The sequence below is a fragment of the Brevibacillus antibioticus genome, assembly GCF_005217615.1.
Taxonomy (GTDB): Bacteria; Bacillota; Bacilli; order Brevibacillales; family Brevibacillaceae; genus Brevibacillus; species Brevibacillus antibioticus.
This window is the reverse complement of the sequence record NZ_SZNK01000001.1, coordinates 2,421,309-2,443,783: the sequence shown is the minus strand read 5'-3', so window position 1 is coordinate 2,443,783 and position 22,475 is coordinate 2,421,309. Positions and strand designations below refer to the sequence as shown.

Annotated in this window: 26 protein-coding genes; 22 read left to right on the top strand and 4 right to left on the bottom strand. The window is 43.6% G+C overall.

Annotated elements, in window-relative coordinates:
• Positions 1 to 42 precede the first annotated feature (42 nt).
• The gene (locus E8L90_RS11140; RefSeq protein WP_137029451.1) at positions 43 to 1,737 is read right to left on the bottom strand and encodes a M3 family oligoendopeptidase; all 1,695 of its coding nucleotides are present in this window, start codon (positions 1,735 to 1,737) and stop codon (positions 43 to 45) included.
• A gap of 248 nt (positions 1,738 to 1,985) precedes the next feature.
• Here E8L90_RS11140 and dxs point away from each other — a divergent pair, with 248 nt between their 5' ends.
• The 15 genes from dxs to E8L90_RS11055 all read left to right on the top strand — a co-directional run bounded on the left by dxs (position 1,986) and on the right by E8L90_RS11055 (position 15,551).
• Positions 1,986 to 3,872 (top strand): 1-deoxy-D-xylulose-5-phosphate synthase, encoded by a 1,887-nt coding sequence (gene dxs / locus E8L90_RS11135; protein WP_137029450.1) that lies wholly within the window; start codon positions 1,986 to 1,988, stop codon positions 3,870 to 3,872.
• On the top strand, positions 3,869 to 4,687 hold the full coding sequence (locus E8L90_RS11130; RefSeq protein ID WP_137029449.1) for a TlyA family RNA methyltransferase: 819 nt from the start codon (positions 3,869 to 3,871) through the stop codon (positions 4,685 to 4,687). Before dxs ends, E8L90_RS11130 begins: the two co-directional genes overlap by 4 nt.
• Positions 4,688 to 4,816: 129 nt before the next feature.
• Entirely contained in the window at positions 4,817 to 5,674 is an 858-nt protein-coding gene (locus E8L90_RS11125) for an NAD(+)/NADH kinase (RefSeq protein ID WP_137029448.1), read from the top strand.
• A gap of 5 nt (positions 5,675 to 5,679) precedes the next feature.
• Positions 5,680 to 6,129 (top strand): transcriptional regulator AhrC/ArgR, encoded by a 450-nt coding sequence (gene ahrC, locus E8L90_RS11120; RefSeq protein ID WP_137029447.1) that lies wholly within the window; start codon positions 5,680 to 5,682, stop codon positions 6,127 to 6,129.
• A 16-nt stretch (positions 6,130 to 6,145) separates the two neighbouring features.
• Entirely contained in the window at positions 6,146 to 7,870 is a 1,725-nt protein-coding gene (gene recN, locus E8L90_RS11115) for a DNA repair protein RecN (protein ID WP_137029446.1), read from the top strand.
• 241 nt (positions 7,871 to 8,111) lie between these two features.
• Complete coding sequence (gene spoIVB / locus E8L90_RS11110) at positions 8,112 to 9,446, top strand: SpoIVB peptidase (protein WP_137029445.1); 1,335 nt, start codon at positions 8,112 to 8,114, stop codon at positions 9,444 to 9,446.
• Positions 9,447 to 9,705: 259 nt separating this feature from the next.
• Positions 9,706 to 10,494, top strand: coding sequence for a sporulation transcription factor Spo0A (spo0A, locus tag E8L90_RS11105; RefSeq protein ID WP_137029444.1), 789 nt, complete (start codon positions 9,706 to 9,708; stop codon positions 10,492 to 10,494).
• Between the two features lie 165 nt (positions 10,495 to 10,659).
• Complete coding sequence (locus E8L90_RS11100; protein WP_137029443.1) at positions 10,660 to 10,968, top strand: hypothetical protein; 309 nt, start codon at positions 10,660 to 10,662, stop codon at positions 10,966 to 10,968.
• Between the two features lie 367 nt (positions 10,969 to 11,335).
• Positions 11,336 to 11,599 (top strand): hypothetical protein, encoded by a 264-nt coding sequence (locus E8L90_RS11090; protein ID WP_137029441.1) that lies wholly within the window; start codon positions 11,336 to 11,338, stop codon positions 11,597 to 11,599.
• Positions 11,600 to 11,676: 77 nt separating this feature from the next.
• Positions 11,677 to 11,877 (top strand): hypothetical protein, encoded by a 201-nt coding sequence (locus tag E8L90_RS11085; RefSeq protein WP_137029440.1) that lies wholly within the window; start codon positions 11,677 to 11,679, stop codon positions 11,875 to 11,877.
• A gap of 192 nt (positions 11,878 to 12,069) precedes the next feature.
• The gene (locus E8L90_RS11080; protein WP_137029439.1) at positions 12,070 to 12,537 is read left to right on the top strand and encodes a hypothetical protein; all 468 of its coding nucleotides are present in this window, start codon (positions 12,070 to 12,072) and stop codon (positions 12,535 to 12,537) included.
• Between the two features lie 89 nt (positions 12,538 to 12,626).
• The gene (locus E8L90_RS11075; RefSeq protein WP_137029438.1) at positions 12,627 to 13,136 is read left to right on the top strand and encodes a hypothetical protein; all 510 of its coding nucleotides are present in this window, start codon (positions 12,627 to 12,629) and stop codon (positions 13,134 to 13,136) included.
• Positions 13,137 to 13,364: 228 nt separating this feature from the next.
• Positions 13,365 to 13,880 carry a DUF3841 domain-containing protein gene (locus tag E8L90_RS11070; protein WP_137029437.1) on the top strand — a complete coding sequence of 172 codons (516 nt, stop codon included), beginning with the start codon at positions 13,365 to 13,367 and terminating at the stop codon, positions 13,878 to 13,880.
• Between the two features lie 35 nt (positions 13,881 to 13,915).
• Positions 13,916 to 14,584: a hypothetical protein gene (locus E8L90_RS11065; protein ID WP_137029436.1), complete on the top strand. Its 669-nt coding sequence runs from the start codon at positions 13,916 to 13,918 to the stop codon at positions 14,582 to 14,584.
• Between the two features lie 280 nt (positions 14,585 to 14,864).
• Positions 14,865 to 15,551, top strand: a complete 687-nt coding sequence (locus E8L90_RS11055; protein ID WP_137029434.1) for a hypothetical protein — start codon at positions 14,865 to 14,867, stop codon at positions 15,549 to 15,551.
• 94 nt (positions 15,552 to 15,645) lie between these two features.
• Here the strand turns inward: E8L90_RS11055 and E8L90_RS11050 are convergent, their stop codons facing one another.
• Positions 15,646 to 16,083, bottom strand: coding sequence for a hypothetical protein (locus tag E8L90_RS11050; RefSeq protein ID WP_137029433.1), 438 nt, complete (start codon positions 16,081 to 16,083; stop codon positions 15,646 to 15,648).
• A 99-nt stretch (positions 16,084 to 16,182) separates the two neighbouring features.
• Here E8L90_RS11050 and E8L90_RS11045 point away from each other — a divergent pair, with 99 nt between their 5' ends.
• The 3 genes from E8L90_RS11045 (at position 16,183) to E8L90_RS11035 (ending at position 18,198) form a co-directional block, all read left to right on the top strand.
• A complete protein-coding gene (locus E8L90_RS11045) occupies positions 16,183 to 16,653 on the top strand; it encodes a hypothetical protein (RefSeq protein WP_137029432.1) in 471 nt (156 codons plus the stop codon).
• Between the two features lie 116 nt (positions 16,654 to 16,769).
• Positions 16,770 to 17,348, top strand: coding sequence for a beta-class carbonic anhydrase (locus E8L90_RS11040; RefSeq protein ID WP_167497640.1), 579 nt, complete (start codon positions 16,770 to 16,772; stop codon positions 17,346 to 17,348).
• Positions 17,317 to 18,198 carry a metallophosphoesterase gene (locus E8L90_RS11035; protein WP_137029430.1) on the top strand — a complete coding sequence of 294 codons (882 nt, stop codon included), beginning with the start codon at positions 17,317 to 17,319 and terminating at the stop codon, positions 18,196 to 18,198. The genes E8L90_RS11040 and E8L90_RS11035 overlap by 32 nt, the downstream gene beginning before the upstream one ends.
• A gap of 7 nt (positions 18,199 to 18,205) precedes the next feature.
• Here the strand turns inward: E8L90_RS11035 and E8L90_RS11030 are convergent, their stop codons facing one another.
• A complete protein-coding gene (locus tag E8L90_RS11030; protein WP_137029429.1) occupies positions 18,206 to 19,072 on the bottom strand; it encodes a LysR family transcriptional regulator in 867 nt (288 codons plus the stop codon).
• 100 nt (positions 19,073 to 19,172) lie between these two features.
• On the opposite strand from E8L90_RS11030, the gene E8L90_RS11025 reads away from it, so the two are divergent.
• The 4 genes from E8L90_RS11025 to E8L90_RS11010 all read left to right on the top strand — a co-directional run bounded on the left by E8L90_RS11025 (position 19,173) and on the right by E8L90_RS11010 (position 21,844).
• Positions 19,173 to 20,345 (top strand): methyltransferase domain-containing protein, encoded by a 1,173-nt coding sequence (locus E8L90_RS11025; RefSeq protein ID WP_341870808.1) that lies wholly within the window; start codon positions 19,173 to 19,175, stop codon positions 20,343 to 20,345.
• A gap of 54 nt (positions 20,346 to 20,399) precedes the next feature.
• The gene (locus tag E8L90_RS31480; RefSeq protein ID WP_482758293.1) at positions 20,400 to 20,549 is read left to right on the top strand and encodes a DNA-processing protein DprA; all 150 of its coding nucleotides are present in this window, start codon (positions 20,400 to 20,402) and stop codon (positions 20,547 to 20,549) included.
• A 367-nt stretch (positions 20,550 to 20,916) separates the two neighbouring features.
• Positions 20,917 to 21,111 carry a helix-turn-helix domain-containing protein gene (locus tag E8L90_RS11015; RefSeq protein WP_137029428.1) on the top strand — a complete coding sequence of 65 codons (195 nt, stop codon included), beginning with the start codon at positions 20,917 to 20,919 and terminating at the stop codon, positions 21,109 to 21,111.
• Positions 21,112 to 21,202: 91 nt separating this feature from the next.
• A complete protein-coding gene (locus E8L90_RS11010; protein ID WP_137029427.1) occupies positions 21,203 to 21,844 on the top strand; it encodes a hypothetical protein in 642 nt (213 codons plus the stop codon).
• Positions 21,845 to 21,873: 29 nt separating this feature from the next.
• On the opposite strand, the gene E8L90_RS11005 is transcribed toward E8L90_RS11010, so the two are convergent.
• Entirely contained in the window at positions 21,874 to 22,473 is a 600-nt protein-coding gene (locus E8L90_RS11005; RefSeq protein ID WP_137029426.1) for a hypothetical protein, read from the bottom strand.
• Positions 22,474 to 22,475: the final 2 nt, after the last annotated feature.

The window sequence follows — 22,475 nt, the reverse complement described above, 5'->3', positions numbered from 1 at the left end:
CAACCCATAAGGGTAATGCCAGCTTTTTTGTTTACCTGCCTATCACAAACTTTTATCGTCAATGCTGTTTAAAAACTGTTCAATCTCGCCAATCACCGATGGTATGCAGTCTTCCTCAAATGGAGAATAAAGCTTTGCCACTTGCACCAGCTCGAGGAACGATTTGCTTCCGCCCTCGCGGCAAAGCGTCAAATAATCCTCCCAAGCTTGTTTTGGCTCAGATTGTGACCTTTTCCAAAATTGGAACGCACAAATCTGGGCCAGTGTGTAGTCGATGTAATAGAAGGGGCTTTGAAAAATATGCGTTTGCTGCTGCCAGAACCCGCCCTCCTCAAGATACTCGTTCTGTGCATAATTGCGATGTGGGAGGTACTTGCGCTCAATTTCACGCCAAGCCCGTTTGCGCTCTGCCGGGGTCATATCTGGGTTCTCGTAGACAACATGCTGGAATTCATCGACAGACACGCCGTACGGAATGAACTGGAGTCCACTACTCAGATGAGAGAATTTGTATTTGTCGGTATCCTCTTTGAAAAAATGATCCATCCATGGCCACGTCAAAAATTCCATGCTCATCGAATGAATTTCACATGCCTCATAGGTTGGGAAATGATATTCAGGCACTTCAAAATCTCGGCTTACATATACCTGAAACGCATGTCCTGCCTCGTGGGTAAGTACGTCAATATCACCGGATGTACCATTAAAATTGGCGAAAATAAAGGGGAGCCTGTATTGGCTAATGTATTCACAGTAGCCGCCTGTAGCCTTTCCTTTTTTGCTCAATAGATCTAAACATTCATTGTCCAGCATGAAGTTGTAAAATTCGTCGGTTTCAGGTGACAACTCGGCATACATCTTTTTCCCGTTTTCCACAATCCATTCCGGCGGGCCTTTCGGGCTTGGATTCCCTGTAGCAAAATCAAAGGAAAGATCGTAATACTCAAGTGTATCGACACCAATGCGCTGGCGCTGACGTTCAACGAGCTTTGATGCTACTGGAACGATGTGCTCAAGCACTTGCTGGCGGAAACTAGCTACCATTTCTGCGTTGTAATCGGAACGGTTCATACGTGCATAGCCTAGCTCCACAAAGCTATTGAAGCCGAGTTTTTTGGCGATGCGTGTGCGTACCTTGACGAGAGTATCGTAAATGCGATCAAATTCGTCCGTATGTTGCCGCATAAAATCATACTTCGCTTCATTAGCACGTTTGCGCAGGTCTCTATCCTTCGCGATTGTAAAAGGAACGATCTCTGAAAGGTTTCGCTCTTCTCCTTCAAACATGATTTTGGCAGAAGCTTTCAGGGCGACATATTGACTAGCCAAACGGTTTTCTTCCTGCAAATCTGAAATGACTTCTGGCGAAAATGTACGGAGTGTGCTCTCCGCGATGCGAAACAGCTGTGCACCCCATTTTTCTTCCAAGTCGGCACGGAAGGGAGAATCGACGATCGCCTGATAGTAGCGGGAAACGATTCCGGTATACAAAGGAGTTGCTTCATCCCAATAGTCCTGCTCCGCTTTGTAGAAAGGATCTTCTGTATTGATCGTGTGGCGAATTTGTGCGATATTCCGCGCTGATTCCACTTCTTGTCGCAGTTTGTTCAATTGAGCCATGAGCGTATCTTGCTCAGTGAAGCTTGCTGCATGATGAAACGCTTCCAATAATTGCGTGAATTGTCCTTCAACTTTGTCCATATCCATGCGCTCATATTGAATTTGTGAGAACTTCACGGACGTCCACCTCTTTTGTTCGGAGTATGTATTCAAAATCATCTTACCAGAAAATGCGAGATATCGCTTTCATATTCGTATATGTTGATGAAAAGTGGTGTTTTTATTAAGAAACCGTTATAATGAATCAAGCTGAAAATAAGCGGAATCGGCTATAGCAATAAGGAAAGCCGGGTTTTCTAGTGGCTTGATTGATATGCAGCATGCACAATCGCCGGAGAACGAACAGTGGAAAGTGAGGAATACCAATGCTGCTTACTACTATAAATGATCCTCAAGACTTGAAAAAGTGCACGCAACCGCAGCTACATACATTGGCATCCGAGATCCGTCAGTTTTTGATCGAGACGTTATCGAAAACAGGTGGTCATCTCGCGCCGAATCTGGGAGTCGTCGAGCTGACCCTAGCGCTGCACTATGTTTTTGACAGTCCCAAGGACAAGCTCATCTGGGATGTCGGACATCAAGCATACGTACATAAAATGCTGACCGGACGCCGGGAGATGTTTCCTACCTTGCGTCAGTACAAAGGTCTGTGTGGGTTTCCAAAAATGGTGGAAAGCCCGCATGACGTCTGGGAAACCGGGCATAGCAGTACGTCGTTGTCTGCCGCAATGGGGATGGCGACTGCGCGGGATTTGAAAAAAGAAAAGAACCATGTCGTTGCTGTGATCGGTGACGGTGCGCTGACAGGCGGTATGGCTTTAGAGGCATTGAATCACATCGGTCATGAGCGCAAGAATGTCATCGTTGTGTTAAATGATAACGAGATGTCTATTGCGCCAAACGTTGGTGCCTTGCACAATTACTTGGGAAAAATTCGCTCGACGGAGAACTATCAGTGGGCGAAGGATGAAGTCGAAGGCTTGTTGAAATCGATACCGGCTGTAGGGGGCAAATTAGCTCACATGGCTGAACGTTTCAAGGACAGCATGAAGTACCTGCTCGTATCTGGCGTTCTTTTCGAAGAGCTGGGCTTTACTTATATTGGTCCCATTGACGGACATAACATGGAATTGTTGCTCGATACATTAAAGACAGCCAAGCATACAAAAGGACCTGTATTGATCCATGCCATCACGAAAAAAGGACTGGGCTATGCACCAGCTGAAGCTGACTCGGTCAAGTGGCATGGTATCGGCACATATAAAATCGAGTCAGGTGATACACCGAAATCTGCACCAACGTATACGTCTGTTTTTGCGGATACGATGATGAAGCTCGCAGATGAAGACAAATCGATCGTAGCTGTTACCCCTGCGATGCCAGCGGGTTCAGGCTTGATCCAATTTGGGCAGAAGTACCCTGATAGACTGTTTGACGTCGGAATTGCAGAGCAGCACGCATGTACATTTGCGGCAGGATTAGCGACACAAGGGTTGAAGCCGGTCTTTGCAATTTATTCGACCTTTTTGCAAAGAGCCTACGATCAATTGATCCACGATGTCGCACGCCAAAAACTCAATGTGATTTTCGCCGTTGACCGTGCTGGGCTCGTTGGAGCAGATGGAGAGACACACCAGGGTATGTATGATGTGGCATTCATGCGCATCATTCCGAATATGGTCATTATGGCACCAAAGGATGAAAATGAGCTGCGTCACATGATGAAGACGGCTGTGGAATATAAAGAGGGTCCGATCTCTTATCGCTATCCGCGATTGCCGGTTCGCGGAGTCAAAATGGATGACGATCTGCAAGTGCTACCTATCGGAAAAGCGGAGATTGTACGTGAAGGCAATCACGTTGCGATCCTCTCATTTGGTCACGTATTCGAAATTGCTGAGGCGGCTGTCAATCAGCTTCAAGAAGAAGGAATCAAGCCGATGCTGGTCAATGCACGTTTTTGTAAGCCGTTGGACGAAGAGCTTTTGTTCCGTCTGGCAAAGGAAGGCTACGATATCATTACGGTCGAAGAGGGCTGTGAAATGGGCGGATTCGGCAGCGCTGTCATTGAATGCTACAATCGTGCAGGCTATCACGGCAAGAATGTACAGGTTGTCGCGGTACCTGATTATTTTGTTGAGCATGGAAGTGTGAAAGAACAGCGGCAAGAGGTAGGGCTCACAGCTCATAATATCGCTGCTCGCGTCCGATCCTTGATGCCAATTTCGAAGGGCGTAGTGGAAGCATGAGTGTAAGAAAAGAACGGGTTGATGTTCTCTTGGTTGAAAGAGGCCATTATGAGACCAGAGAAAAAGCAAAAGCAGCCGTAATGGCAGGACTTGTGCAAGTAGCTGGCGAGCGCTGTGACAAGCCGGGAACCAAATTTGCTGAGGATGTTGCGATTACGGTGAAAGGTGAGGTACATCCGTATGTGAGTCGGGGTGGCCTCAAGTTAGAAAAGGCATTGCGTGTCTTTGCAATCGACATGAAGGATCGTGTCATGATGGACATCGGAGCCTCCACTGGCGGTTTTACGGACTGTGCGCTGCAAAACGGTGCGCGACTTGTATACGCTATTGATGTCGGGTACGGACAGCTCGCATGGACCTTGCGACAGGATGAACGAGTGGTCGTCATGGAACGGACGAATTTTCGTCATATGGACCCGGAAGCTTTTGAACATGAACGTCCAAACGCGGCATCGATTGACGTATCGTTTATTTCGCTGCGATTGATCTTGCCAGTGCTGTACCGTTTTCTGACGGATGGCGGTGATGTCGTCGCGCTGATCAAGCCTCAATTTGAAGCTGGCAAGGATAGAGTCGGAAAGAATGGAATCGTTCGTGATCCAGACGTACATGAGAGCGTATTAACTGACATCGGTCAATTTGCCAGTGGATTGGGTTTCGCGCTAAAGGGCTTGGACTACTCTCCCATTACAGGGGGAGAAGGAAATATTGAATTTGTTATGCATGTCCAGAAAAGTGAGGGCGGCATGGATTCGGAAACTTGGTTGCAATGCGTAACAGAGGTAGTTGCGTCTGCTCATGCGAATTTGAAATAGGATAAAAAACCAAAGCCTCGGGAGTTTTATTCACAATCGAGGCTTTTTATTTATGCATGTGAAGTTGTATACTTGTATATGAGGTTGTTCAAGAAGGATTTCCAACCAACCAGTTTTGGGGTGGACCACGTGAAGAAAATTGGAATCATAGCGAACAAAGGGAAACCCGAAGCACGTATTGTTGCACGGGAACTGCTGTATTTACTGGAGGACAGAGGGGCACAAGTATTTCTGGATGAACATGTGGCATCAGATGTAGGGCATCCAGAACTGGGCACATCTGTAGAAGAGATGGGGAAGCAGGCGGACTTGGTTTGTGTATTAGGGGGCGATGGCACGCTACTCAGAATTGCTCGCCATCTTGCCGGTCACTCGATCCCGATCTTTGGGATTAATTTAGGCACGTTGGGCTTTTTGTCGGAAGCGGAACCGGAGCATCTGCCCCAGGCTGTAGATAATCTCCTTTCGGGAAAGTACGACGTTGAAAAAAGAGCCATGCTGGAAGCTTGTTTGGTGCGAAAAGGAATCACACTGGGGACATACACGGCCATGAATGATATAGGGATTGCCAAAGGGTCATTTTGTCGGATCATTCAATGTGCCGTCTTTCTCGATGATGAGTACGTCGCGACGTTCAGTGGAGATGGTGTCATTGTCTCCACACCGACAGGATCAACGGCATATTCACTTTCAGCAGGCGGTCCAATAGTGGCGCCCAATGTGGACATGCTATTACTGACACCAGTGGCCCCTCATTCCTTGACGGCTCGGCCAATGGTATTGTCAGGCAATCAAACGATTCGGGTCGAAGTAGATGCCATACATCAAGAGATGGGACTGTCTATTGACGGGCAGTTTGGTTATCGACTCGAGGGCGGCGATCAGATTTATATTAAAAAGTCACCGTGTGTTACCCCGCTGATTAAGTGGAAAAAAGGTGGCTTTTTCGAAGCAATACGAACGAAATTACAAGGGGAATGGGAGTAATCCATATGAACAAAGGGCAACGACATATTCGTATTCGGGAGATCATCAGCAAACAAGAGGTGGAAACACAGGATGATCTGGTGGACCGCTTGCGGACGGCTGGCTTTAACGTAACGCAAGCGACTGTATCCCGAGACATCAAGGAACTACACTTGGTAAAAGTGCCGCTCCCTGATGGGCGATATAAGTATTCAATGCCTGCTGAACAAAAATTCAATCCACTGCAAAAGCTGAAACGCATGCTTGTGGATTCCTTTATTAGCATTGACCAAGCCGATCATTTTATTGTACTGAAGACACTTTCGGGACATGCGAATGCGGTAGCTGAACTGATTGACAACCTTCCCTGGGAGGAAATCATGGGGACTATCAGTGGCGACAACACCATCCTGATTATTTGCCGTTCCAAAGAAAATACCAATGAAGTGACGAAACGCTTAATGGAAATGTTGTAGAAGGTGGTCGCTTGCGATGCTAGTGGAACTCTCGATCCGAAATTTTGCCATTATCAAATCAGTGACAGTCTCTTTCCAAAAGGGCTTAAACATCCTGACAGGGGAGACTGGTGCCGGTAAATCCATCATTATCGATGCGCTTGGACTGTTGTTAGGAGGCCGGGCTTCGGCTGATTTTGTCCGTTACGGTGAGCCCCGTGCAGAAGTGGAAGGGCTGTTTGAATTGCCGCCTGGTCATCCTGGACTTGACGTGTGTAAGAATGTCGGCGTGCAGATTGAGCAGGACGGTATGCTTGTGGTACGCCGAGATATATCCAATCAAGGGAAGAGTATCATTCGAATTAATGGCCAGCTCGTGACTCTTGCTATGCTGCGTGAGTTAGGGCCATGGCTGGTTACGGTGCATGGACAACATGATACGCATATGCTGATGCAGTCAGACAAGCATATCAAATGGCTCGATGCCTATGGGGAAACTGAGTTGGGGGCTGCGAAGCAAGAGTACGGCACGCTGTATACTGCTTACCGCAAAACAAAGCAAGATCTGGAGCGTATGGCACGTAATGATCGGGAGCTGGTACAGCGTATCGATCTATTGCAATATCAGCTCGATGAAATTGAGTCGGCAACCCTCACGCCTGGTGAAGACGAGAAGCTTATGCAGCAGCGGAAAAAGTGGATGAACATTGAAAAAGTTTATTCAACAATTCAAGATGCATACCGTGCATTGCACGGTGACCAGAAGGGTATGGACTGGTTAGGACATGCGATGGGCGAGCTTGAGCGTGGTGTGAACTACGAAGAACAGCTCGTTCCGATTTTGGAGATGGTCCAATCGGCCTACTATCAGATAGAAGATGTGGTACATAACCTTCGTCAATTGTCGTACCAAATGGATTTTGAACCGGAGCAGCTGGCAGAAGTAGAACGCCGCCTTGATCAAATCCAGTCGTTAAAACGCAAGTATGGCAAAAGTGTAGACGATATTTTGGAGTACGCGGCCACGATTCAGGATGAATTGGATGACATGCATCACTACGAAGATCGCCTCCAGCAGGTGGAAAAGCAATTGCAGGAGCTTGCAGCCGATTTGGCAGTAGAGGCGTTGGAATTGTCGGTCATTCGTTCCGAATGTGCAGGAAAACTCGCACAAGAAATCGAGCAGCAGCTAAAAGAACTACACATGGAGCGTGCTCGTTTTGCCATCGACGTCAGACAGACGCCAGATGATGACGGGGTAGAAATCGATGGAATCAAGCGCTTCGTAGACGCGAACGGAATGGATCAGATCGAGTTTTTGATCTCACCTAATCCGGGTGAACCATTGCGTCCCTTGGCGAAGATTGCTTCCGGCGGGGAGCTGTCTCGCGTCATGCTGGCCATTAAAACGATTTTGGCGGGCACGGATCAAGTGGAGACCCTTATTTTTGATGAAGTGGACACGGGTGTAAGCGGAAGAGCGGCTCAAGCGATAGCAGAAAAGCTCGCTCGAGTCGCTGGGCAGCGCCAAGTCCTGTGTATTACGCACTTGCCACAAGTCGCATCCATGGCAGACGCGCATTTTCTGATCAAAAAGGAAATGAGCGAGAATGAAACAGAGACGCGGGTGAATCGGTTGTCTGATGATGAACGGGTATCAGAGCTGGCTCGTATGCTAAGTGGGGCAGAGGTAACTGCAAAAACAGAAGAACATGCACGCGAGATGATCCTTCTCGGACGTGAACGAAAGACTGTCAGCTAATTTAAGTTGGCAGTCTTTTTTCGTTGTTAAGAGTGCAGTAATGGCCTCGCTAAGGTCTAGGCGAAGCCTGGCTTTCTAATGTTTCGAGTGGGTTATTTTCCTGACATAATCCGCTTGGCTGGTGGCAACATTAAAGGTACACAAGGTGGAGGTGTCCCTCATGACCGATTTCGGTCAAACAAAACGAACTTGACCGTTTTGTTTTGTAGGTGTAGGTAGGGAACGGTAGGAGTGATTACTGGTGATCCGACAAAACAAAAGAAAATGGATGGGAAGTCTCCTTCTCCTCATCACGGCGCTTGTCGTGAGTTCCACCCCGTTCCGCGATCTGTCCTCCTTTCCCCGTGAATTGCGTTTGATGGAAGGGTCCCTCGAGCAACTACGGGTCTCTGTGCCGGTAATGGGCACACTAATCAATAGCAATCCTGATATTTTGCACGTTAACGGGACAGAGGCGCGTGAGGTATCCGTTGATTTGAGCAGGCCCATGTCTGTAGAACCGCGTAGGGCAGGGGAAGCCCAATTGCAGGTGAAGTGGCATAACATTCCGCTGACTGCTGTAAAAGTAAATGTATTGCCAGATCTGCGGTTGTACCCTGGTGGACAGTCAATCGGGGTGAAGCTGCAAACAGCGGGTGTTTTGGTTGTCGGTCATCATTTAGTAGACGATGGTAAAAACAAGTTTTCTCCAGGTGAACAGGCAGGTATACACGTCGGTGACATGATTATCAAAATGAACGACATGTACATCAATGACATGAACGACGTAAAGAAATTGATTAACGAAACGGGGAAAAAGAATCATTCCGTTCAATTGCTTGTCGTTCGTGGCAAGGAAAAGCTTTCGCTCACATTGCACCCGGCAAAAGATAAAAAAGACAGTGAATACCGTATGGGTCTCTATATTCGGGATTCAGCGGCAGGAGTAGGGACACTGACCTTTTATGATCCAAATTCCAAGGCGTACGGGGCATTAGGGCACGTAATATCCGACGTTGATACTGGTCAAGCCATTGTCGTAGGAGATGGCCAGATCGTGCAAGCAAGTGTCACATCGATTGAAAAAGGACAAAGTGGCAACCCAGGGGAGAAATTTGCGCGTTTCTACAATGAAAGTGAAGTTCTTGGGAATATAACGAAAAACACCCCTTTTGGCATTTTCGGCAAAATGAAGGACGAGCCCAAACGCAGCTATTATCAGGAGCCTTTACCAATCGCTCTTGCTGAACAGGTAGAGGAAGGGCCAGCCAAAATTCTTACTGTCGTGGAAGGCCAGAAGGTAGAAGAGTTCGATATTGAGATCGCAAATGTGGTCAAGCAGCATTTTCCTGCAACCAAAGGGATGATTATTAAAGTCACGGACAAACGCCTTTTGGAAAAGACAGGTGGCATCGTACAAGGGATGAGCGGCAGTCCCATCATTCAAAAAGGCAAGATCGTCGGTGCCGTTACGCATGTGTTTGTCAATGATCCTACTTCGGGATACGGCTGCTACATTGAATGGATGCTTCGGGATGCTGGCGTGAATGTCCGAGATACTGCCGAATCCCGAACCAATACAGCCAAGGCTGCCTAAATGAAGTGCCGTCACGCGTACGAAGCGAGGCGGCTTTTCCGATTTTTGCAGTCCTTTGACGAATCCGTTATAAATGAAAGATTTCTTTGTCGAAATATCACTTAAATCATTCAATCTTTCGTCATTGGCAGGAATGGAATTTGCTTTGTCGAATAATTTTTGTAGAGAAAAAGATGGTATGGACAATCCTTTTAGATTTGTTAACTTCTAGAACGCCACCTTCTTTCCAAAAGACCGTCCATTGTTAGGAGGAACGACCTTGAGCAAGATTGAAGTGTTGTTGGCAGATGATAACCGAGAATTTGTGAATCTGTTAGAAGAGTACATCAGTAGCCAGTATGACATGAATGTTGTGGGTGTCGCTTACAACGGCAATGAGGTAGTTCGACTGCTGCAGGAACGTGTACCCGATGTATTAATTTTGGATATCATCATGCCACATCTGGATGGCTTGGCAGTTTTGGAGCAAGTTCAGGCCATGCGCTTAAGTCCTCAACCTAAAATTATCATGTTGACTGCTTTCGGGCAGGAAGAGATTACGAAGAAAGCAGTGGAGCTGGGAGCAGCTTACTACATTTTGAAACCGTTTGATATGGAGGTGCTGGCTCAGCGCATCCGTCAAATTATTACAAGCAAGCCTGCCTCTTCTTTTGTTTCCTCTGTGAAACCACAAGCTACCTTGCAAATCCGCGGTCGCAATTTGGACGCGAGCATCACCAGCATCATTCATGAGATTGGAGTTCCTGCGCACATCAAAGGTTATTTGTATTTGCGGGAAGCGATTACAATGGTATACAACGATGTCGAGCTGCTGGGTTCGATTACCAAAGTCCTGTACCCGGACATTGCCAAGAAGTTCAATACAACCGCTAGTCGTGTAGAACGTGCCATCCGTCATGCGATAGAAGTAGCATGGTCCCGTGGTAATTTGGACTCCATCTCCAGCTTGTTTGGTTATACGATTTCCAACACCAAGGCGAAGCCAACCAACAGTGAATTTATTGCGATGGTGGCGGACAAGCTGCGCATTGAGGCGAAGATTAGCTAGGATGTAGGCAGAACAAGCGTTTTAGGGTGTCAAGGGCTATTTGCAAAGATGGCTATAATATTAGGAAATGAGCCATTTTGAGCCGATAAATATCGAAGTGACAAGCCAACAAATTCCACTTGTTTATTGGTCTTCCCAGAAGCCGATAAACAAGTGGTATTTTTTATGACCGACATACTTATCTCGCAATACTTTAGCAAGCTATATTTGCGTGAGCGGGGCAAATACACAGTGGTCAATAAGGAAGATAGCAAGAAGGTTAATCATCCTGACAACAGAAGTGACTACAAAAAGGACATTGAGACGACAACCATTGCCAATTACGTTCGCAACATCAAAGTGTTTTTCAATTATCTGTACCTTGCAGAAAGAGAAATCCCGAAAAAAACAGTGGGGATAATTGGAAAACTAAAGCCCGAACGCAAGGTAAAGAAGACCCTTATTCCTGATGAAATCAAGAAGGTCTTTAAGTAGTTCGATACTTCAACCTTTCATGGTTATTGAAATTACGTTATAACAAAGCTTCTGTTGGACTCGGGAATGCGTATCGGTGAGTGTTTGGCTTTATTTCCTGAACATATCGACTTTCAGCACAAGAGCATATTAATTACGAATCCTAAGAAGTAGGTCTATTTTTCATACGAAGAACTTTTTGCAGAAACAGAACAGAAAATATGGCTCTCTGCATATGCAAACAATAACCCGAGATCAGATTATCATTGGCAATGCGATACTTGTTATGACGAATGGAAAAATAGAAATGACCTTAGAGGGTATAAAAAAGCATATAAGAGAGTCGCAAACGGATAAAATGAAAGATTTTAATTAGGGAGAGTGTTGTATGCATTACCCTTTAGTTATTGCAGTTATAAAAGAGCCTTATTATCAGATACCTGATTGGTTGAATACAGATGTGGCTTATACTGAATATGTCAAGTTAACAGGTCAAACTACAAGTGATGAAGTTGATTTGTTTATTGCGATGCTTTTGGGATACAACAATATAGACATTAAGGGCACACCACATGAAGTGTTAAAGCGATTATTTGATGAATCAGATGTAGTAATTGGAGGAGGGATCTATTTCGAAAGTAATGATAGATAATTCCTCCGAGTTGTTGTTCTGGTCTAGAAGCTTGGAGAGATGTGCTAGATAGTGTTAGTAACAGGAAAAGCCCTTGGATGGGTCATAATCCAACACCAAGAATGGAATTCGCTGATAATATAGTGCGTGTCTGGTCGGATGATTCTAATGAAGAAGATTTAGACGAGAATGAACTGTACTATATTGATTTTGATTATGTGGAGTTTATTGCAAAGCTAGAAATGGTTGAATCGGACTTATGGAATTTGCAAGAGGGCCTCTCTTCAATAGATTTTTAGAGTTTGACCTTGAGTTAGCCAATGATGTGGTGAGAATGTTTGAAAGTTGGTTTATCTTCAAAGGTGACTAAGAGGGGCAGTAAAGAAGTGAATTAAACGGTGATTTTATTCAAGCAAGCTAAGACATCAAATCCCTTTTGTTTTTTCAATATGCTGGTATAATCCAATATACTAAATCAAGGAGGGGATTTAATGGCTTATAAAGTGGTTGCTATTTTGGTTGTTGTTTTTATTGTGTATTTGGCATGTCTGTATTTGACTAAATTTAAGGAAAGAAGCAAGCACAAACTGTTAATTGACAAAATTTTGATTCTATTTGTGGGTTTTCTTCTATTACTCGGTATCTTTCTACTAATACGAGAAGCTTTTGTGTTTGAGATTAGATTGATTGATTCTAGGTTAGTAGGTGTTTTAGGAATTATGATAGGTTTATTTACATTATTAGGATCACAAAACATTTCAGGAACTTGGAAATTTTTCATTGGATTTGGAATGTTTATTTCCTTGTATCTATTGTCACAAGTGTATAGTCAGCAATTACCTAAAGAATATAATGAGGCAATCGTGATTGAAAATAGCATCGTAATAATTTCTACTGGGATAGCTAGTATTGGGAGTATTAGAATTTTGTGTTCGCGATGGAAAAATGGATTTAAGTAAAATCGTTACTTCATTTGATGTGTTAATATTTGACATAACGTTCTGGGAATCTCTACAATATGTGGGAGAGTGTTTTCTGGAGGGATATTATGAACAAGATCATAGTTGAGCCAAAAAAAGGAATAGGGTCAATAATACTTGGGATGAGCAGAGACGATATAAGAAAGTACGCTGAAGTAAACAATATCCAATTGCGCACTCGAAGTCGCACATCTTCAGCAGAGTCTTTTGGATATTTTAAAGTAGAGTACGATTCGGAAGATAAGGTAATTTTCATAGAACTGTCCTCTTATAAAGGCGATAAAGATATTACTTGTTTGCTATTTGATATAAACGTGTTTGAGACTAAAGCAGAAGTTCTTGCTGAACAGATCGATAAAATATCTCCATATGACAGAGATGATTGGGAGCTAGGCTATATGTACACGTTTCATGACCTCGGGCTTGCTTTTTGGCGTCCAAATGTTTTTACAGATGAGGATATGCAGCAAGAGTGGTTTTTAGCGCATAATGCAGAAGAGCAGGAAACCTATTTAAGAGATCAGTATTTCAGAACTGTAGCAGTAGCAGTGGAAGGTTATTGGAGCAAAACCCTATAAAAGAGACATTTGTTTTTGATGGTTTTGACATATGGACAAGCTGCGGATTGAGGCGAAGATTAGCAAGGATGTAGATACTCATTTACAAGATCTTTAATCAATACAAAAGGACATTAGCATTTGCTTGCTAGTGTCTTTTTGTATTGGTAGGATTCTATATGCTTAGGAAATTTCCCTTACCCTAAAATTGTAAAATGCAAAGCATAGTTAAAAGGTGGGAGTGAGTAATTGGCTACATACTGGACGCTACAAACCGAAATAGCATGGAAACATTTTAAGGAGCAAGGCTATCTTGAAGGTTCGCCAGCACATGCAATGTATCCAGATGAATATCAATGGATGATGAAACAAATGAAGAAGCGATTGTCTAATTACAGGGGAGAACATCCAATCTGGCTTTGGATGAAGAAGCCTGATATGCGACACACTGGTCACTTTCAAGAAGGAACAAGGTGTGTGAGGTTAACAATAGAGTTAAATAAGGGAGATGTTCTGGTTTCAGATTTTGATGATTGGCACTTTGTATTGAATAATTGGTTTTGTTCCGATAATGAACAGGAAGACAGTGCTTTTGAAAAAGGACTATTGAAAATTTCAAAAGAAGTCAGTTGGGAAAGAATATTTGAGCTGAATAGGGTTCGAGATCCTAAGTGGCATGGCGATGGGGAAAGAATTCTTCAAGGGACTACTGGACGAATCGAAATTCACCACGTGAAAATAGTGGAACATTTTGTAACGAGATAGCCATTTGCGAAAAATCAAGTTTATCGGAGGCAGTTTTGAAAATCCAATTCCTTCAAAAAGAAATCTGGTTACAGAATAGAAAGTATGTGGTTCTAACTCCTACATTTCATACAAAGGGTATATTTGCTTGTGAATTCGATAAAGACATGTTTATGATTTTTGGCAATCAACAATCGTTGCAGTACTTAGCTTGTGTTCTACTTATAGGTGCAGATCACAGAGATAAGATCATTTACATAACAAATATGGAAAAAGACTTACCAATACACTTACATAGATTTTCACATACGAAAAAGAATAATGAACTTGTCTTCCTTCATCATTCACTACAACTTAATACACATCAGTGGAAAGATCTAAGACAGAAAGTACATCAGCAAAAGGGGAGCGTTAGGAGTTTTGAATTGAACCCAAGAAAATTTTCTGATTTAGATTATGATGATTGTTTAATGTTCCATTATAAGGAAAATAGAGATAAAATATTGATGAAGCGAGATTATGACACTGTTTTTATAATAGGGAGCAAGATTGTATTTGAATACGTCTCTGGTTTTTTTGAGCCACTTTCAAGAACGGGAGCAGGGTCATTTCTTAGGAGTTTCGGTCATGATCACTATCATTTAGGACTATTTACGCGAGACAATCAAGATCTTTGTGTCGATTACTATGACATAGCATTGTGGAATAAACATTTAAAAGATTAATGAAATTTCAAAATAATAGTGAGGTGTAAAATGGAAAATCCAATAGAGCAATGTCCAAAATGTGGTTGCAGTGAGATTGGAAAAGGGAGACAAGCTCCGCAGGCGGGAGTGTTTCCATTAGGCAAGATTATTCCGATTAGTTCTGTCATCATTCATAGAATTTGTACAAATTGTGGGTATGTGATCGAGAGTTATGTTGAAAACCCATCTAAATTTAAAGGTTAATACTGATCACGTATGTTTTATTGATTTAGAACTATTTCAGTCGGAGAGAAAAAAATTGAGTAAACTACTGTCCTATAAAGAAATTCATATTTGTTCTTCAACATCACCAATTGCGTATAAGCAGGCTGGTTATCGTCAAAGGTTTCTAACCATTGAGGGAAAAGAGATCGCCAATACAGGTATAGATTGTGAAACCTGTCTTTTTTATGCCAACGCTTCAGGAATGGATATAAAAAACGCAACAAAAATATCTAATAAATTAAATCAAGGGATAAATACACTGGACCAAGATTTCCTGTCTGATTTATCCTGTCTCATTCCCAAAGGTCATTACATTACAACTTTGCTCAAGGTGTATCCTAGGCTGAAAAGAGAGGCACATGGGACTGAGTACTATAAGGCTGGGCTAAGGAATATTAGCAGTATGAGGAAAATTGAAGAATATATAGTACCCATTCAATCCAGTGAATCATTAAATCCTATAGCAATAAATGATTACATGGACAGAGTCGATTTAAAAGAATCACCAACAGCGTTGAGCATTTCTTTCCTAGATATAAAATATCCGTTAAATCATTTTGATGAGATATGGGTTTATAGTCATTATTTATTGGATGGTCATCACAAAATGTTTGCGGCAAATAAAGCCCAAAAAGGAATTACCTTATTATCCTTTTTATCGATAGATGAGTCATTCGCAAATAAGGAACAAGTAGAAAAGCTTTTCCAAGTTTTAACCTGATAAATTGGCTATTGTGTCGGGGCAAGAAATAAGCCAAGGTATTTTAACCCTGGCTTTGATCATCAATATACCATTTTACTAAATAGAATTAAGGTCACTTAGTAGTTTCTTTAGCTGGTGTAGTAGGTGGTTTTTCGGGGCTTGCAGCGGGTGCGTTTCTATATTCAAAGACCATTTCGGTGGTACTACTCAATCCAGTTTGTTCCATGCCTTTACTCGTCAAGGCAATTCTGCCAAATGCCGTAACAGTGGAAGGAATCCTTCCATCTGGTTTGATAATGGTCACAGAAACGGAGTTAACTTCTTCTTTCTTGTCTTTCGCTAAGGTCCGAGTATTTTCCACTAACGCGCGCAATTCCTTTTCATCATTTGATTCTGTCGCTAAAGCAACCATCCACATTCCGGTGCTTTCGTCAAATCGATCAATGGCTAATACATAAGCGGGTAACGGTACTTCTGGTGTGCTTGCTGTTTCACTACAAGCTGGAAGGATTAGTGCTAGTGCAAGTATTAAGGCTAGTCTAAATTTCAATCTGCAACTCTCCTAATTATGTTTTTTTTGATGATTTTACCAAAGTTAGGTGGTTTTTACTATAACTAAAAACGCACTCTTTCCGGAGGAGCTGAACCCATGTGCCTAGAATTATTCGTCATGATAAGTGAAACACCAGGAATTGAGCCTAGTCCACTAGTCTCTCCTTATGTTAAGACAGGCAAGTTATCACGTGAAAAAAGTCCTCATTTTTTCAAGCATTTTCCGAAAAAACAGGCATGGCTGGTGAAAACCGAAGAGGGCTGCGCTTGCAGTTTTAGCATTCCCAAGCATCCTGATAAAGTAAAACTCGGGATGTACCCAGTAGAGGAGAGGCCTCGCTATTATCAAGAATACGTAGAAGACTATCAAAAAAGCATGGACAGAATGATGCATCTACGTGCTTGGTGTGAGGAGCTACTTGATCACGACAAGACGCAGGTTGAACTGTATGGTTTATGGATAGGTGACAAATTCACAAAAAGGGAACCCATTTACTCTACGATCGAGGACCTCTTTTCACCAAAAAAATTTCGTTTAGACGAGCAGCATTACATCCTGACAAAATGAACCAATTGATAAGAAACTGCCACAGTCCCTTGCGAGATTTTGTTCCTCCTAGGTAAAATAGAGAAGTATACGATAACCAATTACATACTACTAAAAGCGAGGCAGGTGCTGTGAAAGTGCGCAATTTGGATGAAATTCTCTCATTTAACCGTGAATTTGTGGCCAACCAAGAATATGAAAAGTACCAAACCACCAAGTTCCCTGATAAACGATTGGTCGTGTTGTCTTGTATGGATACCCGTTTGGTTGAACTTCTACCGAAAGCCATGAACATGCGCAATGGGGATATCAAGCACGTAAAAAGCGCCGGGGCAATTGTGTCCCATCCTTTTGGAAGTATCATGCGCAGTATTCTTATTGCGATCTACGAATTGAATGCCGAAGAAGTGATGGTCGTCGGGCATTATGACTGCGGGATGAGTGCGATCGACAGCAAGCGCACAATGGAGAAGATGCTGGAGCGAGGAGTCTCGGCTCAAACGTTTTCCACGCTCCAACATGCGGGAATTAACTTACATAAATGGCTGCACGGATTCGATCGTGTAGAAGAAAGTGTGAAAAATAGCGTAGAAACGATTAAAAATCACCCGCTCCTCCCACCGAATGTGGAGGTACATGGCTTACTCATTGACCCGGTGACAGGAAGATTGGACGTTGTCGTGAATGGATATGAGCGAACGAAAAACAGTGAATGATCCTAACCTTGCGCCCATTTCAAGGAAAACATTTCTCCACAAAGTCTCGAAATGGGTAGGTGGATTGATTGGTCTTGGTATAGCGACTGGCGTGTACGGTCATGTATGGGAAAGAAAAGCACTTGATATCGTACGATTGTCCATCACGATACCAGGATTGCCAGAAAGCTTTAAGGGGACAAAGCTCATTCATTTCAGTGATGTCCATCTCGGTCATTATTTTGAACCGAAAGAGTTAGAGTCGGTTATTGCCGTGATCCAGAGCGAAAAACCGGATTTGATTTGCTTCACAGGGGATATCGTAGATGAAGTGACGCGACCGCTATTCGCCGCCGTTCCCCTTTTCAATCAGCTCCTTGCCCCATTAGGCAAATTCGCCGTTTTGGGCAATCACGATTATCGAGCTGGTGAACAGCAAAAGGTTCGAGATGGCTTAGTCGCGTCTGGATTTGAAGTGTTGGATAATCGGCACGTTGTCGTGCACAAAGATGGCCAGCAGCTATACATGGCGGGGGTCGATGATGTTTTCCATGGCGTACCTGATCTTTCAAGGGCGCTGGAAAATATCCCGCCGGAGGGCAGCGTTATCTTGTTGGCGCATGAGCCTGATTTTGCTGATATTGCGTCAGAGTATCCCGTGCATCTCCAACTGTCCGGCCACAGCCATGGCGGACAAGTACGCTTGCCCTTCATTGGTCATCTCTTGGCGCCGCAATACGGGCGTAAATACGTAAAAGGACTGTATCAGGTAGGTGGCATGGCTGTGTACACCAACAGAGGGTTGGGTACGACGATCTTACCTGTTCGTTTATTTTGCCGCCCTGAGCTTACGGTACTAACACTACAGTGAACGTTTGTTAATAATGCTCCTTGACCCATTGGACGAATTGCTGGAAAGCATCGTCCTCTTTTTTTGGATGCAGGTAGGCGATGAGTGTGGGGCGCACTAATTCTCCGTTTGCAATATCGTAGGCAACCAATCTTCCGGTCGCTAGCTCTTGTTGAATAGTTCTTTCCGGAAGGATGGTGATCCCTAGCTGACGTTCGACCATTTTTTTAACAGCATTGAAACTGTCCAGTTCCATAATCATATTAGGAAAAACGCCTTGCTGCGCCAGATAGCGGTCAATCCGTTGGCGATAGGGAGCGGTGTGATTCCCGAACACAATCATTTCCTCGGTTCCCCATGCCTGAAACCCTGGAAAGCCACTTGCCCAAGGATGGCTGGGCGCCATGACGAGGAGGAGTCGATCGCTGGGAAGGAATTCTTGATGGATGTGCGGGTGATACATTTCACTTCCGAGAAAGGCAATATCAGCCGTTCCGGTTAGCAGAGCGCTAAGGGACTCCTCGTACAATGTAGAGCGGACGTAGCAAGTAAAGCCCGGATGAGCAACCCGGTACTCCCCAATCAGTCTCGGCAGCTCATAGGCGACAAAAGCTTTTCCGGCGACGATGTTCATCGATTGGCGCTGTTCTGTCTCTTGGATAAAGGATCGCATTTGCTCCACGATATTGGTCGCAACCGGTAGTAACCGACGTCCTTCGCCTGTAAGACTCACTCCTGAAGCGGTGCGAACAAAAAGCGCACTCCCAACTTGGCGCTCTAACTGCTTCAATCGGTGTGTCAATGTTGATTGCGCCAAAAATAACGCCTGTGCAGCGCGATTAATCGATCCATGCCGAGCAATCGTTAAAAATACTTCAAGACTTTCTCGATCCATTGTGAGTTGCCTCCTATTCAAATTGTCGATAACTAGTTATCTGCATTCTATAACAAAGATGACAAACATTGGAATATGATGTAGGCAGGAGGTGTTCCTGATGAAGAATGAGGAGATCAAACAAGCTGTTCAAGCCCAATTTGGAAAAAATGCAGAGCAATACGTGCAAAGCAAGACGCATGCAAAGGGCAGCGACCTGGATCTGATGGTGGAGTGGATACAGCCAAGAGAGAAGTGGCGGGCACTGGATATCGCCACAGGAGGTGGGCACGTAGCGAGGACATTGGCTCCTCATGTGAGCTTGGTCGTCGCCACGGATTTGACTCGCCCGATGCTCATGGCAGCCGCTGAGGCTAATGATAAAGCACTTGTCCATAATGTGATGTATGTTCAGGCTGATGCAGAATCTCTCCCGTTTCTCGATGAATCATTTGAGATCGTCACATGCCGAATCGCGGCTCATCATTTTCCAGATCCGGCGGCTTTTGTCCGTGAGGTGAGTCGCGTGCTCTCTCCTGGTGGGTTGTTTCTCTTCATTGACAACGTTTCGCCTGAGGAGTTGTCACTCTCGGGGTTCATAAATGAAGTAGAGAAAACACGCGATCCCAGTCATGTTCGCTGTCTTTCCGTAAGTGAATGGGGGGCTTTGTTTGAAGCGAATGGCTTACCTGTGCAAAAGCAACGGGAACGCAAAAAAAGGTTTGAATTTTTACCGTGGGTTCAGCGTACTTCCGAATCATCTCAGCAGGAGGAGGACGTCGAAAAGCTGCTGCTGCACGCTACAGATGAACAAAAAGAATATCTAGGACTTACCACAAAGGAAGGCAGAGTAATGACCCATCAGATTGACGAATGGATGGTTCTGTGCAAAAAAGAGGAGGACAAGAAGACGATGACAACAAAGCATGAATGGATTGGGCTCGACCATGTACAATTAGCAGCACCAGCAGGAACAGAGGACGTAGCGCGCAAGTTTTTTGGTGAGCTTTTGGGAATGCCAGAGGTTCCAAAGCCAGCGAAGCTTCTCGTTCGAGGTGGTATATGGTTTCAATGTGGCGCTCAAATGATTCATATTGGTGTAGAGGAAGGATTCATTCCCGCGAAAAAAGCACATCCGGCGTTCCTTGTGCAAAACATTGGTTCGCTGATGGAGCATCTGCAAGCAAATGGGATATCGTTTCGGATTGACGAAGAAATTCCTCACCTTATCCGCTTTTTCACAGAGGACCCATTTGGGAACCGATTGGAGTTTATGGAGGCGAAACAGGAATGACAATTGATTTTCACTCGGAGAAAAACCAGTTGAGCTATACGGGGAGAACCGCTGATGATACGTGGAGTCAGACCATCCTATCACTTATACAACCTTGCCAAAATATGTACAGATAAGGGATATATAGTAGTGTCTGGTCAAGCTAAAGGAATTGATACATATGCACATAGAGGGGGCGTTCAATCAGGATTCACATTTTACTAAGAGGCTTTTTAGAAAGAGATAGATTATTAGCATGATTGTGTCCCGTTATTGTTGCAGTTAAAGATGCTGAACGAATTACTGGTGGTCCAGATATGCTGTAAAGAATGGTATGTGGTGGGAAATAGGAATTAGATTTCAACAGCTTCAATAAAGTAATTCTTTTATTTGAATTGATTTAGGGGAGTCATATTAAAAAATAGTGACTTTTAAGAGTATTGATTGACGCACTCCAAAATTTAACTAGGCCTATAGAGAAACTTTTTAGAGTGTTGGATCGTATTAAATTCAGGAAAATGGAATAATTTTGTAATTTTGTAATAAAACTCCGGTACTTAACGCTATATGGTATTTAGGAGGTGAGAACATTATGCTTCAGTTAAAGGAATTAGTATTGAAGGCACAACGGGGTGATGGTGAGGCGCTGATGATTATCATAAATCAATTTACCCCTGCTATCAAGAAACATGCTAGAAATCTTGGTTATGAGGATGCTGAAGCTGATCTCAAAGCTTGGGCATGTAGATCGATTATGAACTACAAGATTCGCTCAATGGGAAATTAATTAAGTAAGCCCATGATCGCCTGCACTCTTTTAGTAATTGTGTGTAGGCGATTCTCAAATAAAAGCGGACTACAGCTAAGGAGGATTTATTATGAAAAAAGCCATTTTAAGCAGCATATTGGTGCTATCTGCGCTTTCAGGATGTGGCTTCCCTTCAACAATTCCAAATGTTGAAAAGCAAACTAATCAGAGTGAAAATGTTGCAGCTTTAGAAGACTATCTTAACAAAATTAAGATTATAAAAAGTGATAGTGAAATTGGTTCTGGTGAGCTTACTAAGGAGAATATAGCATTAGGCGGTATTCACATCGGGGAAAGTGCAGAAACCGTAAGGAAATTGCTAGGAGAGCCAACGAGTAAGGGAGTATTAAATGCTACACCTTTCCCATTGTGGACTTATGAAAAACTTAATCTTAGTGTTGCATTCTATTATAAAGGAGGAGCCAATCCGCAAATAGAAAATCCGAAAGGCGGGGTAGTAAGCATAACTGTTAACGAGCCATCAGACATCAAAACAGATCGTGGTTTTGGTATTGGAAGCAGTCTAAAAGAAGTTATGCAAAGTTTTCAAAGTGCCTATGCTTATGAGAAACGGAAGGATACAGATACACAATATGTCGTGATTACAGGTTCTAGTTCATCTGATAATACCTTTTATCCATCGTTAGGAGTGTTATTAAAAGGAGACAAGGTAACTAGTATTGAACTAAGCAATAAAGAAGAACAACCTTAAAAGGAGAGGGGAATTCCCCCCTCTCAAAATTACCAGTCAGCATCGTTAAGAACAGCGTTAAGCCGACGTCCCGGATAGGTATCACCTTTGCTGGCTCTCATGTAATGACCTGCATTCCATGGTGACGCACCTAGTGCTTCATTGCAAGCATAGTTCCCACCAACAAATCTTTCGCTAACTACATTTATTTTCTTGTTGTCATCGGTTTGAATATTGGATGCCTTCAAGCCACCTTTGAAGCCGTCTTCATATGCTGCCCTAATGTCAGTTTTATTACCAAAAATATCATCGAAAGCATTTTTGCCACCAACATATCGCTTATTGATTTGTATGCAGAATGCTTCAACACCATCATCCAAAGTTGCATAAACAGGGAAGTTGCCGCATTTTCCAATAGGTTTACCAATTTCTCCACCTTGGAATCCGGGGTTGTTAATTGGAATGCCCCATTCTTGATACCAATGAGTTAATACTACAGCAGTAGAAATACCAATTTGTTCAGCAGCAGAACTTGCATATTCCCTATATTTTCGAGCGAATGTATCATAATCCGGTTTACTTGGGTATTTAGAACTACTTGGGCAAACGTAGTTAGACGCAGTAAGCTTTGTGTTAAGTTTTTGTTCCATTA